Annotated in this window: 18 protein-coding genes; 4 read left to right on the top strand and 14 right to left on the bottom strand. The window is 70.1% G+C overall.

What is annotated here, in order from left to right:
- Positions 1-4: 4 nt before the first annotated feature.
- Together TFC3_RS23270 and TFC3_RS23275 are read right to left on the bottom strand one after the other, a co-directional pair.
- A complete protein-coding gene (locus TFC3_RS23270; protein WP_067503723.1) occupies positions 5-298 on the bottom strand; it encodes a UBP-type zinc finger domain-containing protein in 294 nt (97 codons plus the stop codon).
- Positions 295-1,464 carry an NAD(+)/NADH kinase gene (locus TFC3_RS23275; protein WP_067503726.1) on the bottom strand — a complete coding sequence of 390 codons (1,170 nt, stop codon included), beginning with the start codon at positions 1,462-1,464 and terminating at the stop codon, positions 295-297. Before TFC3_RS23275 ends, TFC3_RS23270 begins: the two co-directional genes overlap by 4 nt.
- 195 nt (positions 1,465-1,659) lie before the next feature.
- On the opposite strand from TFC3_RS23275, the gene TFC3_RS23280 reads away from it, so the two are divergent.
- Both TFC3_RS23280 and TFC3_RS23285 read left to right on the top strand, forming a co-directional pair.
- Positions 1,660-3,207 carry a ricin-type beta-trefoil lectin domain protein gene (locus tag TFC3_RS23280; protein ID WP_067503729.1) on the top strand — a complete coding sequence of 516 codons (1,548 nt, stop codon included), beginning with the start codon at positions 1,660-1,662 and terminating at the stop codon, positions 3,205-3,207.
- 106 nt (positions 3,208-3,313) lie between these two features.
- Positions 3,314-4,957: a beta-1,3-glucanase family protein gene (locus TFC3_RS23285; protein WP_067503733.1), complete on the top strand. Its 1,644-nt coding sequence runs from the start codon at positions 3,314-3,316 to the stop codon at positions 4,955-4,957.
- A 73-nt stretch (positions 4,958-5,030) separates the two neighbouring features.
- On the opposite strand, the gene TFC3_RS23290 is transcribed toward TFC3_RS23285, so the two are convergent.
- Positions 5,031-5,672, bottom strand: a complete 642-nt coding sequence (locus tag TFC3_RS23290; RefSeq protein WP_067503737.1) for a LysE family translocator — start codon at positions 5,670-5,672, stop codon at positions 5,031-5,033.
- Positions 5,673-5,731: 59 nt separating this feature from the next.
- Here TFC3_RS23290 and TFC3_RS23295 point away from each other — a divergent pair, with 59 nt between their 5' ends.
- The gene (locus TFC3_RS23295; RefSeq protein WP_067503740.1) at positions 5,732-6,196 is read left to right on the top strand and encodes a CGNR zinc finger domain-containing protein; all 465 of its coding nucleotides are present in this window, start codon (positions 5,732-5,734) and stop codon (positions 6,194-6,196) included.
- 33 nt (positions 6,197-6,229) lie between these two features.
- Here TFC3_RS23295 and TFC3_RS23300 read toward each other — a convergent pair whose 3' ends face one another.
- The 10 genes from TFC3_RS23300 to TFC3_RS23345 all read right to left on the bottom strand — a co-directional run bounded on the left by TFC3_RS23300 (position 6,230) and on the right by TFC3_RS23345 (position 15,076).
- Entirely contained in the window at positions 6,230-7,291 is a 1,062-nt protein-coding gene (locus tag TFC3_RS23300; RefSeq protein ID WP_201787203.1) for a M20/M25/M40 family metallo-hydrolase, read from the bottom strand.
- Positions 7,288-8,145, bottom strand: a complete 858-nt coding sequence (locus TFC3_RS23305) for a [LysW]-aminoadipate kinase (protein ID WP_067503742.1) — start codon at positions 8,143-8,145, stop codon at positions 7,288-7,290. Before TFC3_RS23305 ends, TFC3_RS23300 begins: the two co-directional genes overlap by 4 nt.
- Before the next feature lie 93 nt (positions 8,146-8,238).
- Entirely contained in the window at positions 8,239-9,264 is a 1,026-nt protein-coding gene (gene argC / locus TFC3_RS23310; protein ID WP_067503747.1) for an N-acetyl-gamma-glutamyl-phosphate reductase, read from the bottom strand.
- Positions 9,261-10,136, bottom strand: coding sequence for a RimK family alpha-L-glutamate ligase (locus tag TFC3_RS23315; RefSeq protein ID WP_067503750.1), 876 nt, complete (start codon positions 10,134-10,136; stop codon positions 9,261-9,263). Before TFC3_RS23315 ends, argC begins: the two co-directional genes overlap by 4 nt.
- Positions 10,133-10,300: a lysine biosynthesis protein LysW gene (gene lysW, locus TFC3_RS23320; RefSeq protein WP_067503753.1), complete on the bottom strand. Its 168-nt coding sequence runs from the start codon at positions 10,298-10,300 to the stop codon at positions 10,133-10,135. Before lysW ends, TFC3_RS23315 begins: the two co-directional genes overlap by 4 nt.
- A gap of 27 nt (positions 10,301-10,327) precedes the next feature.
- A complete protein-coding gene (locus TFC3_RS23325) occupies positions 10,328-11,260 on the bottom strand; it encodes a transketolase family protein (protein WP_067503757.1) in 933 nt (310 codons plus the stop codon).
- Positions 11,253-12,107 (bottom strand): transketolase, encoded by an 855-nt coding sequence (locus TFC3_RS23330; protein ID WP_236718269.1) that lies wholly within the window; start codon positions 12,105-12,107, stop codon positions 11,253-11,255. Before TFC3_RS23330 ends, TFC3_RS23325 begins: the two co-directional genes overlap by 8 nt.
- Positions 12,104-13,396 carry a DegT/DnrJ/EryC1/StrS aminotransferase family protein gene (locus TFC3_RS23335; RefSeq protein WP_067503760.1) on the bottom strand — a complete coding sequence of 431 codons (1,293 nt, stop codon included), beginning with the start codon at positions 13,394-13,396 and terminating at the stop codon, positions 12,104-12,106. The genes TFC3_RS23330 and TFC3_RS23335 overlap by 4 nt, the downstream gene beginning before the upstream one ends.
- A gap of 1 nt (position 13,397) precedes the next feature.
- Complete coding sequence (locus TFC3_RS23340; protein ID WP_082772249.1) at positions 13,398-14,489, bottom strand: BtrH N-terminal domain-containing protein; 1,092 nt, start codon at positions 14,487-14,489, stop codon at positions 13,398-13,400.
- Complete coding sequence (locus tag TFC3_RS23345; RefSeq protein ID WP_201787204.1) at positions 14,486-15,076, bottom strand: hypothetical protein; 591 nt, start codon at positions 15,074-15,076, stop codon at positions 14,486-14,488. The genes TFC3_RS23340 and TFC3_RS23345 overlap by 4 nt, the downstream gene beginning before the upstream one ends.
- 201 nt (positions 15,077-15,277) lie before the next feature.
- Between TFC3_RS23345 and TFC3_RS23350 the strand changes: the two genes are divergently transcribed.
- Positions 15,278-16,024 (top strand): hypothetical protein, encoded by a 747-nt coding sequence (locus tag TFC3_RS23350; protein WP_067503765.1) that lies wholly within the window; start codon positions 15,278-15,280, stop codon positions 16,022-16,024.
- Between the two features lie 64 nt (positions 16,025-16,088).
- Here the strand turns inward: TFC3_RS23350 and TFC3_RS23355 are convergent, their stop codons facing one another.
- On the bottom strand, positions 16,089-17,354 hold the full coding sequence (locus TFC3_RS23355) for an MFS transporter (RefSeq protein WP_067503768.1): 1,266 nt from the start codon (positions 17,352-17,354) through the stop codon (positions 16,089-16,091).
- Positions 17,355-17,516: the final 162 nt, after the last annotated feature.

A 17,516-nucleotide genomic window follows, 5' to 3' on the forward strand; every position in this document is an offset into this window, starting at 1 on the left:
GTCCTCAGCCGTAGGTGAAAGTGGGGCGGTCGGGGACGGAGAAGGCGGCCTCGTCCTGGTAGCACCACCACCAGTCCTCGCCGGGCTCGTAGGAGCTGACGAGCGGGTGGGAGCCGGCGTGGAAGTGTGCGGTGGCGTGCTTGCCGGGCGAGGAGTCGCAGCAGCCGACGTGCCCGCAGGTCATGCAGACGCGCAGGTGCACCCAGCGGCCGCCGGAGGCGAGGCACTCCACGCAGCCCTGGCCGGACGGCGTGACATCTTTCGCCTCGTCGAGGTGGGTGCAGACGGGATCGCTCACGCGGAGGCCTCCGAAGCGGCTAGCAGGTCCTTGTATTCGGGGTGACGTTCGACGTAGCCGGTGACGAACGGGCAGGTCACGCTCACCGGGGTGCCGCGGCGGCGGGCGTCGAGCAGGGCCGCGGCAGCCAGCCGGCCACCCAGGCCCCGGCCCTCGAACACCGAGTCGATGTCGGTGTGAGCCAGCTCGATCTGCTCGCCGTGCCGGCGGTAGTGCAGCACGCCGGCCAGCTCACCGCCGATCTGGACCTCGTAGCGGGACTGCTCGAAGCTGTCCACCACCACGGCGTCCCCGGGGTCGCCCGCACCGACCTGGGCGCTGCCCTCGACGCGCAGCTTGCGCCGGGCCCGCTCGTAGAACGAGGTGCGCCCGAAGCGGATCACCTGGGCGGCCGCCGGGACCGGGGTGATGCGCAGCGTGTCGCCCGCCCCGGCGTAGCCCTGGATGATGCCGTCGACCTCGATGGCGAGCCGCCCGCTGGTGGCCAGCACGTCGAGGTCGAGCTGCTCGTCGGGCGAGAGCACCAGCGAGCGGTTGAACGAGGAGTGCGCGGCGGACGCGCTGACCAGCAGGCCCTCGACGTTCGGCGAGACGATCGGGCCGCCGGCGGAGAAGCTGTAGGCGGTCGAACCGGTCGGCGTGGCCACGATGACGGCGTCGGCCGCGTAGCGCACGAAGTTGCTGCCCTCGACGTTGATGGCGATGTGCGCCAGGCCGTCGCCGGGCACCCGGACCATGGCGATGTCGTTGAACGCCGACACCTCTTTGCCCTCGGGCAGCACGGTGCGCACGGCGGTGCGCGACTCGACGGTGAAGTTGTGCTCGTCGATCGCCGACAGCGCGCCGTCCAGGTCGGGCAGGTCGACCTCGGCCAGGAACCCGAGCCGGCCCACGTTGACCCCGAGCACCGGGGTCTTGCGCCCCTCGACCAGGCGCATGGTGCGCAGCATGGTGCCGTCACCGCCCAGGCTGACCAGCAGCCCGGCGCGCTCGACCATCTCCTCGGCCGAGACCGCCACCGCGTCGCAGTCGATGCGGGTGATCTCGTCGTGCAGGCCCAGCACGGTGACCTGGCGGGAGGCGGCCCAGCGCACGATGGCGTCGATCGCGGCCCCGCAGTCGCGGCGCGGGTGCAGCACCAGCCCCACCACCTTGACCATGCCCATGCCCGCGACCCCTTTCCCGGTTCCTCCGCGTTGAGCTTTGCACGTCGCCGCCGCAACGGCGAGAAGCAGCAATAGTCCTCCCCCGCGCAAAGATCAGCAAACAATGTTGACAGCTCGTTAACGAATCGACAGACTCCGATCCAGAGAGCGCTCTCCTTCCCCGTCTTCCCAGATCAGCGGAAGGACCACATCCCCATGCCCCGTGTTCCGAAAGCGCTCGGCGTCGCCGCCGCGGCACTGACTTTCGCTGCCGGCGTACCCGCCGTGACCTTCACCTCGAGCGCCGCAGCCGCTGCCACCCCCGCCGCGGCGCGCTTCGACATCGACCCCGGCATGGTTGCGGCGATGCGTCGTGACCTGCACCTCAACGACGACCAGATCGCGGCCCGGCTGGCCACCGAGGCGGCTGCCCCGGTGATCCAGAGGCGGCTGACGGCCCGGCTGGGCAACACCTTCGCCGGCGCGTGGATCCAGGACGGCAGCGACCGGCTCACGGTGGGCATCACCGATCAGAAGCAAGCTGCCGCCGTACGATCCGAAGGCGCCCTTCCTCAGCTCGTCACCCGCAGCCAGAGCGACTTGAAGGCGGCGCGCACGAAGCTCGACAAGGCCGCCGGCCGGCTCAAGGGCACCACTATCCGCGGCTGGCACGTCGATGTCGCCCGCAACACCGTGGTGATCGACGCCGCACCGGGTGCCGAGGCCACCGCCCGCACGTTCGCCCAGGACAGCGGCGCCGGCGCGGTCGAGGTCGTCACCACCGCCGAGGCCCCCCGGACGGTGTACGACATCCGCGGCGGCGACCAGTACGTCATCAACGGCAACACGCTGTGCTCGGTCGGCTTCCCGGTCGCCGGTGGCTTCGTCAGCGCCGGGCACTGCGGCGGCGTCAACAGCCCCACGCTGGGCAACAACAACGTCGCCCAGGGCACCTTCGCCGGCTCGTCGTTCCCGGGCAACGACTACTCGTGGATCCGGACCAACGGCAACTGGACCCCACAGCCCTGGGTCAACAACTACGCCGGGGGCAACGTGATCGTCGCCGGGTCGCAGGACGCCGCGATCGGCAGCTCGATCTGCCGCTCGGGCCGCACCACGGGCTGGCGCTGCGGCACGTTGCAGGGCCGCGAGGAGACCGTCAACTACGCCCAGGGCGCGGTCAACGGGCTGAGCCGGATGAGCGCATGCGCCGAGCCCGGTGACTCCGGCGGCTCGGTCATCTCGGGCAACCAGGCTCAGGGCGTGACCTCGGGGGTGACCGGCAACTGCACGAGCGGCGGCACCACCTGGTTCCAGCCGGTGAACGAGATCCTCGGCGTGTACGGGCTCTCGCTGACCACCTCGGGCGGGGGCAGCGGCAGCACCAGCGCAGTGGTCAGCAACTGGAACAACAAGTGCATCGACGTGCCGAACGGCAACTTCTCCGACGGCGTGCTCGTGCAGATGTGGGGTTGCAACGGTACGGCCGCCCAGCGCTGGACCTTCGTGAACGGCACCCTGCAGACCTCGAACAACAAGTGCCTGGACATCGCGTGGGGCTCGACGGCGAACGGCGCGGCGGTGCAGATCGTTGGCTGCAGCGGCAACCCGGCGCAGCAGTTCGTGCTGTCCGCCGCCGGTGACCTGGTCAACCCGCAGGCGAACAAGTGCGTCGACATCAAGGACTGGAACGGCAACGACGGCGCCCAGTTGCACCTGTGGGACTGCGTCGGTGGCGCGAACCAGAAGTGGGGGCGCGCTTAGGACGTACCGGAAGCGGGGGTTGCTCCTGGATCAGCCCCCGCTTAGCGGAACTTTAATGATCGTCTTAATTAACCGCTGACCGTTTAAGACTCCTAATAATAAGCGCATGCCCCGTAAGCGATCTCTCATCCTCAGCGTGGCCGCCGTGGTGGCGGCCACGGGAACCGCTTGGATAGCCCTGCCCGCTTCGGCTGCGGCGACCACTGCGACCTTCACCAAGACCTCCGATTGGGGCAGCGGCTGGCAGGGCGACGTCACCATCGTCAACGGCGGGCCCAAGGCTCTGACCGCCTGGAAGGTCGAGTTCGACCTGCCCGCAGGCGCGACGATCGGCAGCTTCTGGGAAGCCGACATGACGGCCAGCGGCCAGCACCGCACGTTCACCAACCGCGCCTGGAACGGCAGCATCGCGGTGGACGCCAAGGCGAGCTTCGGCTTCACCGGCAGCGGCGGCACCCCGATCAACTGCCTGCTCAACGGCCAGCCCTGCGGTGGCGGCGGCACACAGCCGACAACCGCGCCGGCCACCACCAAGCCGGTCACGACCGTCCCCACGGTCACGCCGACGACCAAGCCGCCGGCCACCACCCCGGCCACCAAGCCGCCCACGACGGCACCCACCACGCCGCCGACCAAGAACCCGGCCCCGCCGCCGGCCTCGAACCTGCTGCCGGTCACGGTCACCAACAACACCGGGCGCTCCGACGCCGTTTACCTCTACCTGCTGGGCGTCAACCTGACGACCGGGAAGCTGGGGTACGTCACCAGCGCCGGAACCTTCACCAACTGGACCGGCGGCGGGCCGGTTCCGGTCCCCGCCCCCGACGTGTCGATCCCGGGCCCGGCCAACGGCGGCAGCACCACCATCAAGATGCCCAAGAACCTGTCCGGGCGGCTGTACATGTCGTTCGGCAAGAAGCTCGACTTCCGGCTCACCACCGACGGGCTGGTGCAGCCCGCGCCGTGGGCCTCGGGCGACCCGAACCACGACATTCTGTTCGACTGGAGCGAGTTCACGCTCAACGATTCGGGGCTGTGGCTCAACAGCTCGCAGGTCGACATGTTCGCGGTCCCGCACATCGTCAGCGTGCAGGGCGGCAACGGCGCGACCAGCAAGACCGGTGAGCTCAAGACCGGCGGGCGGCAGAAGGTCATCGACGCGATCAAGGGCCAGAGCGCCTTTGCCAAGAGCGTGGTGACCCGCTCCGACGGTACGGTGCTGCGGGTGCTGGCTCCGGGCAAGGCAGCCGATGCCGGGCTGATGAGCGCCACGTACCTGGACCCGTACATCACCTCGGCGTGGAACGCGTACGCCGGCAAGACGCTGACCGTGGTGCCCTTCGGCGACCAGCCGAACACCAAGTTCTTCGGCAAGACCAGCGGCAACGTCATGAACTTCACCGACGGCAGCGGCAAGGTGGTTGCCTCGTTCACCAAGCCGTCGACGGCCAACGTGTGGGGCTGCGACGGTGCCCTGGGTGCCCCGAACGACCTGGTGGTGGGTCCGATCGCCCGCACGCTGTGCGCCGCGATGCAGCGCACCACGCTGGGCCGGCTCGACACCCAGCCGAGCGGCACCGGCGCGGACTTCTACCAGGGTGAGCCGAGCAACCACTACGCGAAGGTGATCCACGACCAGATGGTGGACGGCAAGGCGTACGCCTTCGCCTTCGACGATGTGCAGAACCAGGAGTCGCTCGTGCACGACGGCGACCCCCGGCAGGCCGGGATCGTCATGACGCCGTTCTGATCGCTCTTCTGCACCAAGCGCGGCGCGCTGTCCCTGGCGGGGGACGGCGCGCCGTTTCATTTCCCCTACGCCTTCACAGGGATCGGACACCTTCGATGCCGACGACGGCGGCCAGCACGACAAAAACCGAGGCGGAAACGTACGTCATCGCGCGCAGGGCCCGGGGGCGGCTCAGGATCCGGTCGCGCACGCTGCTGGCCCCCCAGCCGATGGCCATGTCGACGATCAGGCCGATCACCTGGAACAGCAGGCCCAGCATCAGCATCTGCAGCACCGGCTGCTTGGCGCCGCCGAGGAACTGCGGCAGGAACGCCAGGAAGAACAGCATGCACTTGGGGTTGCTCAGGTTGACGATCAGGCCCCGGCGGAACCAGCCGTGGTCCTCGGCGTCGGTGTCCAGCGGCGATTCGCTGCGGGCGTCGCGCCAGGTGTCGTAGGCCAGCCACAGCAGGTACGCGCAGCCGAAGATCTGCAGGGCGGTCAGCACCGTGGGGTGGCGGGCCACGACCAGGCCCAGCCCGGCCGCCACCAGGATGGCGTAGACCACGACGCCCAGCGAGACCCCGAACGCGGCGCGGCTGGCCGCTGACCGGCCGCCGGCTATTCCGGTGGCCACCATGTACGCCATGTCGGGCCCGGGTGCCACGCAGATCAGCACTACGGCGGCCAGGAAGGTCGGAAGGACGGTCACGTCGACGAGAGCTCCGGTCTCCATGACGCAGGGGGTACCCGCCCAGTAACCACTTTATGCCGGGAAGGGGTTACTATTGCCGGATGGTGGTACCCGACATCGACCTCGACAAGCTCGTCACCCTGGTCAACGAGCACGCCGGCATCCCCCGCCGGGCCGCGGGGCTCATCGGGGCGGGCGAGCACGGCGACGTGGCCGGGCGCGTCTATCAGGTGTTCGCCGCGGACACCGATGCCGAGCGGGCCGAGGCCCTGAACGGTTTGCTCGCCGCGGCCGCACCGGCACCGGTCGTGGACGAGCACGGCGCGGTGCAGTGGCACAGCGGGATCGACTCCCCAGATGAGCTGCTGGCCGCCGGATGCGGGCTGGCCCTGCTGGCCGTGGTGCGCGAGGACGGCTGGGTGCGGCTGCGCACCTGCGACGGCGCCGACTGTGCCGACGCCCATCTGGATCGGCCCGGGCGGCAGCGACGCTACTGCTCGCAGACGTGTCTCAACCGGGCGCGCGTGCGGGCGTACCGGGAAAGGCAGCGGCACCACGAAGAATGAGCCTTCGTGGTGCCGGTCCGCATCGGTCTGTACTCAGATCCTCACCTTCTCCTTGAGCACCACGCTGAGCTCCTCGATCGCGGTGCCGAGCACCCCGACGCCGTGCAGGAACTCCTCGATGACGATGTGCTCGTTCTCCGCGTGGTCCAGCGAGCTGTCCCCCGGGCCGTACGTGGCCATCGGGATGTCCCAGACCTCGGCCAGGGTGTTCATGTCGGAGGTGGCCGTCTTGAGCTTGGGTTGCGGGGTGCCGCCACGCGCCCGGATGCCCGCGGTCAGTGAGCGCACCACCGGATCGCGCCTGGTGGTCCGCACCGCGCGGACCGCATTGAGCACCTCGACGACCCCGTCATCGGCCGCCTCCCGCAGCCGCGCCACCACGCCCTCGATGTCAAAGCCCGGCGGCGTGCGATAGCTCAGCTCGAGCCGTGCGTCGACCATGTCGCCGGTCAGTTCGTAGAGCGTGATGCCGGGCAGGTCGAACGCGGCGTGGCTGCGCTCGGGTCCGGCTGCCTCGACCGCGGTGGTCCAGAAGGCCGCAGCCGCCTCGACCGCCTTTTCCACCGGGTTGCTGGGGTGCGTCGCTGCCCGGTGCACCTTGTAGGCGATGTCCACCTTGCCTTTGTAACCCAGCACGATGCCGTTCCACCCGCTGGGTTCACCGATGACGAGCGCGTCCGGGCTCTCCCATTGGCGCCGCACGTTCATGGCCCCGCGCGAGGCCGGCGTCTCCTCCTCGACCACCCCGGCAACGATCAGCGTGCCCGGGAACTGCGGGCCGGCAGTCGCCGCAGCGGCGATCATCGCCGCCAGCGGCCCCTTGGCGTCCACCGCACCGCGACCGTAGATGCGGCTGCCGGTGGCTCTCGTCGGGATGGGATCGTCCACCGTGTCCATGTGACCGATCAAGGCGATCGTCGGGCCGTCGCCGGTGCCGATCTCGCCGACCACGTTGCCGACCTCGTCGATGCGCGAGCGCAGCCCGGCACCGGCCAGCGCGTGCGCGAGAAAATCGGCTACATCGGCCTCACGGCCCGACGGCGACGGGATGTCGATCATCCGGTGCAGCAGCTCGACCGCCTCGTCGTTGTTCACGCCGCCATCCGATCGTCGGCCGCGGCAACCACGACTCTGGTGCCGGAACCGTCCAGCGCCTCCCGGACCGGCTTGTTGCTGCGCCCGTCGGCGACGATGACCTTGGGCACACCACCGTTCAGCGCCTCGCGGGCGGCAACCAGCTTGAGCGCCATCCCACCCTTGGCCCAACGCGGCGGCGGCCCGGCCGGCTCCACTGCCACCTCGGGCAGCACCGAGTCCGGGTCGTCCGGCTGGGCCTGCACCCCGGCCGCCCCGGTGAGCAGCACCAGCTCGTCGGCCCGAACCGCTGCGGCCACCGCGGCGGCAGCCCGGTCGGCGTCGACGTTCACCGCCTCGCCGTCGATGGTGATGGCCGGTGGCGAGATGACCGGCACGATGCCCTGGTCCAGGGCCAGGCTCAGCACCGCGGTATCCACCTGCTCGACCGTGCCGGCGAGGTTGTCGCGCACCATGACCGTGCGCCCGTCCACGACGGCCCGCTGCGCCTTCTTGCGCCGGGCCCGCATCAGGTGCCCGTCCAAACCGGTCAGCCCGAGCGCCCGGACGCCCCGGCGAGCCAGCGCGCGGATGAGCTTGGGCTTGACCGAGCCGGCCAGGGCCAGCGTGACGACCTCCATGGTCTTCTCATCGGTGCGCCGCGACGTGACCCCGTCCGGGGCGACGTGCTTGGTCTGCGGGACACCCAGTTCGCTGGCAAGCCGCTCGATCTCGGCCGATCCGCCGTGCACGACCACCACCCGGCGGCCGTCCGCGACCAGCGAGGCGATGTCGTCGCAGACAACATCGGCGTCGACCTCGGCATTGCCGCCGATCTTGACCACGGTGACAGGCGCCTTCTCGTCGTTGTTCATCGGTACGTCCTTCCTACGTGCGGCGGGGACTGCGGGAGGGGTGCCGCGTGGAGCCCGTGCGGACTCCACGCGGCGGCGAAGCGAACTGCGTGATCAGACCGGATGCAAGCCGGGAAATTCGAGGCCGAGCCGCTCGGGCCAGCCCATCCGGATGTTGAGCGACTGCACGGCGTTGCCGGCGCCACCCTTGACGAGGTTGTCGAGCGCCGCCACCGCAAGCAGTTGGCGGGGCTCCTCACGGACTGCGAAGCCCACGTCGCAGAAGTTCGAACCAGCCAGGATCTTGGGCTCCGGCAACCGGTACGCACCGCGGCGCTGGGCCACGACCCGCACGAACGGCTCACCGGCGTAGTGCTTGCGGTACGCCCGTCGTACCGCGGCTTCGTCCACTCCGTCGCGCAGCTGCGCCCGGCAGAGCACCTGGACCCCGCGCACGGCTTCCACACCGGTCGCGGTCATGGTTGGCCGGACCCCGCAGGCTTGCGCGATCTCGGCTTCGTGCCGGTGCCCGGCGGGTGCGAAGACCCGCATGGCACCGCTGCGTTCGGCGTGGATGTTGTTCGAGCCGGCGGTGGCCCCCGAGCCGCTGGAACCGGTCCGGGCGTCGATGGTGACGTCCGGCTCGATCAGCCCCTCGGCGGCCACCGGGCGCAAAGCCAGGATCGCCGCGTTGGCCATGCACCCGGGCACCGCGATCCGGTCGGCGCTCTTCAACGCCTCGCGGGCCAGCTCCGGCGCCCCGGGCACGAAGTCGCCCAGCAGGTCGGTAGCGGTGTGCTCGATGCCGTAGTAGCGCTCGTACTGCGCCGGGTCGGTCAGCCGGAAGTCGCCGGACAGGTCGATGACCGTCTTGGCGTGCCCGGCCAGCCGGGGCAACAGGGACATCGTCGAGCCGTGCGCCGATGCCAGGAACAGAACGTCGTACTCGCCAAGCTCCTCCTCGCTGCAGAACGTCAGGTCGGTGACCCCCCGCAGGTTGGGGTGCACACCGTCGATCCGCTTGCCGCCAAGCCGGCTGGACACCGCGGCTGCCAGTTCGACCTTGGGGTGGCCGACGAGCAGGCGCAGCAGTTCACCGCCGATGTAGCCGGCCCCGCCGAGCACCGCAGCCCTGATCATGAGAGGGCTCCCGCGGGAACCGCACCGGCGCGCTCGATGACCAGGTCGGCGATCTTCCCGGGCACGTCACACCCCTCACCCAGAGCCCGCTGCAAACCGGCGAACTCGACGCCGCTGTTGACCTCCAGCACCAGCAGCCGACCGTCGGTGTCCTCCACCAGGTCGACGCCGGCGATATCGGCACCCACCGCACGGGCCGCGCCGATCGCGATGTCGGCGAGGTCGCCGTGCAGGTCGCAGATCGTCGTGGTCGCTCCCTTCGCCACGTTGGTACGCCAGCCCTTCGACGAGCGGTAGATGGCTCCCACCGCCTGGTCGCCGACGACCACGACCCGGATGTCACGGCCGGGCTTCTCGACGTACGCCTGCAGGTAGATCAGGTGCGCCTGCGGCGACGGCAACGCCGCACAGTGCTCCAGCACCGCTTCCGCCGCATCGGCATCGCGGATCAGGGACACCCGCTTGCCCCACGACGAGCTGAGGGGCTTGAGTACGACGGGATAGCCCATCTCGGCGATCTCGTCCAGCGCGGCCTCCGGGGTCAGAGCGAGCGCCGCGTGCGGGGTGGGAACGCCGGCCTCCCGCAACGCCACGGAAGTCTGCCACTTGTCGCCGCAGATCTCGCTGGCCTTTGCGGAATTGAGCGTGGTGACCCCGGCGGCCTCGAGGCTGAGCGCGCCGTAGCGTGCCCGGGTCCCCGAGATCTCCCGGTTGAGGGCGACCTGCCAGGGCAGGCTCGTCTGGGTGAGGCCGAACCGCAGCGCGCGCGGGTCGACCACCTCCACCTCCACGTTGCGCTGGGCGAACGCGTCGAGCAGACGCTTCTCCTCCAGACGCAGCCGCGATGCGATCAGACCGATCGAGGCGCTCATTCGCCCCAGTCCTCTTCAGCCTCGGGCGCGATGACCAGCAGCGCCGGGTCGGTCGAGACAACCTCGAGCTCGCTGCGGCAGTCGGAGCATTCGACCACCTCGCTGAGCCGGGTCGTGTCGGGCAGGTCGATCTTGTTCTCGCATTCAGGGCAGGCGGCGATCACGGGGGTTTCCCTTCTGGACGGTGCTGATCATCGGGTGGCGGTGAGCTGCTGGTGCACTGCCTGGACCACGGCATCGGCGGTGATGCCGTAGTGTTCGAGCAGGTCCTGCTGGGAGCCGACGTAGCCGGCGAACGTGTCCGGCATGCCGATGCGGCTCACGTGGATGGGGTTGTGTTCGGCGAGGGTCTCGGTGACGGCCGCGCCGAGCCCGCCGGAGCGCCAGTGCTCCTCGACCGTGACGACGAGCCGTGCCCCGGCGGTGGCGTCGAGCAAGCCGGCCACGTCGAACGGCTTGAGCGTGTGCGCGTTGACCACGCCCACGTCGAGGCCGGTGAGCTGGTCGGCGGCTTGCAGGGCGGCGTGCACCGGGTACGGCCCGCAGGCGACGATGACGACCTCGGTACCGGGGCGCAGCCGTTGCAGCTTGCCGATGACCGGGCGCTCGGCGCCGGGCAGGGGTGGGGTGGCCTTGCGGCCGAGCCGGACGTACAGCGGGCCGGGCAGGGTGAGCGAGTCGTCGACCAGGGCCGTGGTGGCCTCGGCGTCGGCGGGCACCACCACTGTCATGTTCGGCAGGGCACGCATCACCGCGAGGTCCTCGAGGCACTGATGGGTCGGGCCCAGGTGCCCGGCGGACAGGCCGCCGTGGGTGGCCATGATGCGTACGGGCACCGCGTTGTACGCGATGTCGATCTTGATTGCCTCGATGGCCCGGGACGTGGCGAACGCGGCCATCGTGTTCACGTATGGCGTCCACCCGCTGGCCGCCATGCCCGCGGCCATGCCCATCAGGTTGTGCTCAGCGATCCCGATGTTGACGTAGCGCTCGGCGGCCGAGCCGAAGTCGACCCCGGAGAACAGCCCGGTGTCGGTGTCCAGGCAGATCGCCCGCTCGTGCTCGGGCAGCAACTCGACGAGGCGGTTGCGGTACGCCTGCCGGGTGGGCAGCGTGTCACTCATCGCCGCCTCCCCGCGGTGCGCTGCGGCGCAGGGCCGAGCGGGCCCGGCCGTGCTGGCGTTCGGTGAAGTTCACGTAGTGGCTCTTGGCGTTGCCGGCCACGAACGGGACACCGGCGCCCTTGGTGGTGCGGGCCACCAGCACGCTGGGGCGCCCGGGTTCCCAGGGGGTTTCGGCGAGCGCCGCACGTACCTGGGCGATGTCCTGGCCGTCGACCTCTCGCACCGCCCAGCCGAAGCTGCGCCACCGCTCCCCCACCGATTCCATCGGCACGATGTCCTCGGTCGCCCCGGTCAGCTGCAGACCGTTGCGGTCCACGATGGCTACCAGGTTGTCCAGGCCCAGTGCGGCGGCGCCCATCGCGCCTTCCCACACCGAGCCTTCCTGCATCTCGCCGTCGCCGATCGCCACGAACGTGCGCCGCGCCGAACCGGACAGCCGGGCCGCCAGCGCGAACCCGATGGCCAGCGCGGGCCCGTGACCCAGCGAGCCGGTGGGCATCTCGACGCCGGGGACCGCCTTGACCGGGTGGGCCATGAACCGGCTGCCCGTTGTGGCGTACCCGCTGAGCTCCTCCGGGTCGAAGAAGCCGCGCTCAGCCAGGGTGCAGTACAGCCCGATGGCCGCATGGCCCTTGCTGAGCAGGAAGATGTCGCGCTCGGGGTCGTCGGGGTGGCCGGGGTCGACGCGCATGATGTCGAAGTACAGCGAGGTCAGCACCTCGACCAGCGACAGCGAGCCACCCAGGTGACCGCCCTCGGGAGTGGCGCACACGTCCACGATCCGTTCGCGGATGCGCAAAGCGTGGGCCTTGAGCTCCTCGGTCCCGGGGCCGGCGGTCAGCGTCACGACTCGGCCCTCGCCAGCTTGGCGAGCAGGTCCAGGTTGCCCCAGACCTTTTCGAACGCGTCGGCGTAGCGCTGCAGCAGCGGGCCGCTGTCCGGGTTGAGGTGGCGCTTCTGCAGAGTCAGCGAGTCCTCGATGATCGCCTCGGCGACCGGGTGACCGGCGTCCGGCGCGCTCCCGCCCTCCAGGGCAGCCCAGGGGTAGCCGCGGCCGAAACCGGTGCGCTCCTGGAACACCTGCTGCTGCGGCAGGGTCATGAGCTGGTACTGCGACAGCGGCACGCCCTCGGCGCGCAGCACCCGGCGCAGCGCACCGCGCAGAGCGGTCGGGCGGACACCGTCGAGTCCCATCGCCGCCGGGTCGAAGCGGAAGCGCAGGATGTGCCAGGCGTGGGTGGAGCCGGGGCGCTCGGCAGGCACCTGCAGGCCGGCCAGCGGGCGCAGCCGGTCGAGGAATGCGCTCACGTTGGCCTGGCGGCGCTGCTCGTAGTCGTCGAAGCGGCTGAGCTGGCTGGCGGCGAACGCTGCCTGGATCGGGTTGAGCTTGGAGTTCCAGCCCAGGTGGTAGGAGATGTAGTCGCGGGGCTTACCGGCCTCGATGATCTCGCCGAACTGGCGGGTCATCCGGATCTTGTCGGCCAGCGCCTCGTCGTTGGTGGTGAGCAGGCCACCCTCGCCGCAGGTGGGCAGATTCTTGGTGACCTGCAGGCTGAAGGCCGCGGCGTTACCCAGCGAGCCAACCTGGCGACCCTGGTACGAAGCCCCGTGCGCCTGAGCCGCATCCTCGACAATCGCCAGGCTGTGCCGGTTCGCGATCTGCTGCAGCGCGTCCATGTCGGCCGGCATGCCGTGCAGATGCACCGGGAGCAACGCGGCGGTCCGCGAGGTCACCTTGCGCTCGACGTCCTCGGGATCCATCGTGAAGGTCACCGGGTCGATGTCGGCGAACACCGGCACCGCCATCTGGTGCAGCGGGGCCAGCCCGGAGGCGATGAAGCTGAGCGCCGGCACGATGACCTCGTCGCCGGGGCCAACCCCCAGCGCCGCCAACGCGATCTGCAAAGCGGTGGTGCCGTTGGACAACCCGACGCAGCGGGCCACGCCGACCTTCTCGGCGAAGCGGGCCTCCAGGTCGTCCACGGCGGTCGGGGTGTCGCTGTTGGAAACAAGCTCGCCGCTGTCGATGACGTTCAGAACGGCCTTGCGATCCTCCTCGGTGATGATCGGCCAGGTCACCGATCGCTGGTCTCGGGGTACGGCGGGTTGCCCCCCGAACACGGCGAGCTTGTCCACGTCACTCCTCCTCCTTGGCGGGCTGGGACAGAACAGCTAGAGCACGTCGTACGGCCACCGCGGCGTTCTCGTACCGCTGGCGCAGCCGGGTGCCGTGCCGGTGCAGGTCATCGGCGGCTGCCAGCGGGTCGGGCCAGCCGTGCGCCGCGGTGACCCGCAGGCCGCTCCAGGTGTGCGCCACCGTCTCCACGGCCCGCCCGGCCTCGCGCAGCGCGGGGATGTCCCACTGGCTGCCGCGGGTGCGCAGGAACTCGCCGTGCAGGGTGCACATCGCCTGCTGGCTCCAGCCGAAGGTGTAGAGCTCCTTGAGCGGCCCGGCCTGAGCGTCGCGGGCGGCGTCGACCACGTGCTCGACGTAACGGCCCAGCCCGGCCAGCCCGGTCCACTGTGCAGCTTCGCCGGCCAGGCCGGCGGTCAGGTCGGCGTCGTTGGTCCGCAGCACCTCGGCCAGCGCGGCCGGGCTCTCGTCGGGCCAGTCGGTGCCGACTTGCACGCTCAGGTAGCGCCGACCGATGCCGGAGTCGCTGAAGAACGCGTCCTGGTGGTCTGCCGGGTTGGCCGAGCCCCACGCGTTGAGGAAGTCCTCGGCCCGGATCGGCCCGGCGAACGCGGGGGGCATCGTGTCGGAGATGAGCACCAGGCCGCGGGCCCGGTCCACGCCGTACACGAGCACCAGGTGCGCGGCGTGCACGTCGTGGAAGGCGGGGCGGAACGGCAGGTAGTAGTTGTCGACCGCGGCGATGGGCAGGATGCCCCGCTCGATCAGCTCGGCCAGCTCGCCCAGCGGGTCGTCCTCGGCGGGCACCGACCAGGCCGAGTGCACCGGGTGGAACGGCATCATGCTGCCCGCGGTGTCGCCCTGGGTGCGCTCGGGGAAGTAGAACTCCTCGGGTCGCACGTCGCCGGGGATGTGCCGGAACTCCCAGCGGGCGCCGAGCGTGGCGACCGGGTCGTGACCGGCGTCGGTGACCAGCGCCCCGAAGATGGACTGCAGACAGCTCAGCGGGTCGCGGTAGAAGGTCGGCGGCTGGCGGCGTGCCTGGCTGGGGCGCACCACCCGGGTGCTCTGCTGCGCATCGGCTACCGCGGTCATCGCTCGCCTCCCGTGAGAACTGCGCCGCCCGTGAGAACAGCGACCGGCTGCAGGGTGACGGCGAAGATGTGCAGGGCCAGGTTGCGCGGCAGGCCCAGCCCGACGACCGGGGCGCGCCGGGTAACCGGTACCCGCTGCGACCACACCGAGGCCGGCACGCCGAACTGCGTGTGGATCGGGTAGTTCATCAGCGTTGCGAACGCCCGGGTCTCGCCGAAAGCCGGCGGTGCGGCCCAGAAGTCGGAGACCCGTACCGGCTCGAAGTCGACCGAGCCGTCGGCGAAGTGCAGCGCTATCTCGTCTTCGACGCGGCGCTCACCGGCGGCGAGCACGTGGATCCAGTCGGCGGTGGCCGGGCCGCCGGGCAGGGCCAGGTACTGGCCGGCACAGCGCACGTTGTCCGGCGCTCCGGTACCGACCGGCGGGATGGTGAACGGCACGGCGTCGACCATGACGACCGAGCCCGGGGCGGGCAGGTCCTCCGCGGCGAAGGAATTGCCCCACACGTTGAACCGACCGGCCGAGGTATCGGCGGTGGTCGAGGTCCCGACATTGTCGAGAAGCGGTGAGAGGTCGATGTTCTGCACACCTCGAATTCAAGCCGGAACGGGCTCCCTGCGATTCCGCGTGATGCGCAATTACCGTGGCGTCACCCGCGTACAAGAAATGGGCTCGATGTGCGCTGTGCCTAAATGCGGTAAGCGTCGCGCTGACATGTGCCGCGACCGCGGTTCACCGCGGCGGCAGTGGGTAGATGCCACACTTCCGACGCCCGAAAGGAATTGATCATGGCAGATGCCCGACCCGCCGGCGAGGAGACCAGCCAGCTTCTCCTGGCCCTGTGGAGCGCACCGCGCAGCAGGTCCACCGCGTTCGAGCGGATGGTGATGGAGCGCGGCGACTTCCGGGTGGTGCACGAGCCGTTCTCACACGTGGCCGACTTCGGCACCGCGGACGTGGACGGCACCACCGTACGCGGGGAGGCGGAGCTGATCGCGGCCCTGCGCGCCCTGCCTGGCCGCTCATTCTTCAAGGACACCACCGATTTCCACTACCCGGGGCTGCTCGCCGACGCCACGTTCCTGCGCGAGGCGGTGCACACGTTCATCATCCGCGAGCCGGCTGAGGTCATCGCGTCGCACAAGGCGCTCAACTCCGAGCTGACCCGAGACGAGATCGGCATCGCCCGGCTGTACGAGATCTACGCGGCCGTGGAGGCGGCCACCGGCAAGGAACCCGTGGTGGTCGACTCCGACGACCTCATCGACCGTCCGGAGGCGACGGTCAAGGCGTACTGCGAGCGGATCGGCATCGGCTTCCAGCCCGAGGCGTTGCAGTGGAACTCGGGGATGCCCTCGCAGTGGCAGCGTACCGAGCGCTGGCACCGCGACGCCGGCAACAGCAGTGGCTTCGAGCGCCGCCCTGACGCCGGTGACAGCATCGACGTGCTGAACGACCCGGAGCTCAGCGAGTTCTACCGCTACCACCTGCCGTACTACAACAAGCTTCGCGAGCGCCGCCTGCAAGTCTCCTGACGCAACGCCGGAAAGGGGGACTTCCGATAACCGGAAGTCCCCCTTTCCGGCTGATCGGAGAAGCTCAGGCGAGGTCGTCCTCGCGCGGGGCGGTGCGCATGCGCGGGATCGGCGAGAAGGCGACCCACAGCGAGGACAACGCCAGGCCCACAGCACCGATGACAACGCCGGTACGGTCGCCGTACGCCCCGGCCAGCACGCCCCCCAGCCCGGCGCCCAGCGGGATGACCCCCCACGAGATCAGCCGGTACGACGCGTTGACCCGGCCGCGCAACTCCTCCGGAACCGCGGTCTGGCGCAGCGTCACGTTGTGCACGTTGGCCAGCGCGGTGCCGAAACCCTGCACCAGGAACGCGGTGGCCAGCAACGCGATCGTGCCCGCACCGCCGCCGTGCGCGAACACCACCAGCAGCGCCACCCCGTTGCCCACCACCATGGTGACGAGCATGGTGACCCCGAAGCCGAACCGGTTGGACAGCCGCTCACCCAGTGACGCCCCCGCGAACGCGCCCACCGCACCGAGGCTCAGCAGCAGCCCGATGACAAACGCCGACAGGCCCAGGTCGCGCGCGGTCCACAGGAAGAAGCCGACCAGAAAGATCTCATTGGCGAAGTTGTACGTCGCCGCCTCACCGACCAGCGCCCGCATGATCCGGCTGCGCAGCACGAAGTCCAGTCCCTCGCGGACCTCGGTGCGCAGCCGGCGCTGCTCGGGCCGGGGCGGACGCTGCTCGCGATGCGGGATGCCGGCCACCAGGAAACCGGAGACGAGATAGCTCAACGCGTCCACCAGCACGGCGAACGGCGCGGTCAGCCACGCCACCAGCAGACCGCCGATGCCCTGCCCACCGAGTTTCGCGGCGGACTCCGCGGCGCCGAGCTTGCCGTTTGCCGACATCAACGCGTCCCGGTCCAGCAGGCTCGGCAGGTAGGACGTGTCGGCGATCTGGTGCACGACGGTCAGCGCACCCGCGATGAAGACCAGGAACAGCAGGGGTATGACGCTGTGCGAGCCCAGCCAGATGAGCAGCGGGATGGCCCCGATGGCCGCGAACCGGCCGAAGTCGGCGACCACCATGAGCGGGCGCCGGCGCATCCGGTCGACCAGGATGCCGGCATGCAGGGTCAGCAGCAGGAAGGGCGCGAACTGGGCGGCCCGCAGCAGCCCGACCTCGCCGGAGGTGGCGTGCAGGGTGGAGATCGCGAGCAGAGGAATTGCCAGCTCACTGATTTCACTACCGAACCAGGAAATGGTTGCGCCCGCATAGAGCCGGCGAAAACCGGGTCGCTTCCAAACCGAAACGGCGGGTGTGGCTTCAGCGGTCGTCACGCCTGCAGGTATAACACCGCTCCGGTTGCTGCGCGCGCCGGGTAAGACGGTTACGGCGGATGTAATCCAGGCGTTGACACGGGGTCAGTTATTCGTGCGCAGAATTGGCGCGCGGTGCGCACTGCGTGTCAGCCGACATTCATCCAGGCACGACAGACGCAG

The organism is Actinoplanes sp. TFC3 (assembly GCF_001553785.1).
GTDB lineage: Bacteria > Actinomycetota > Actinomycetes > Mycobacteriales > Micromonosporaceae > Actinoplanes.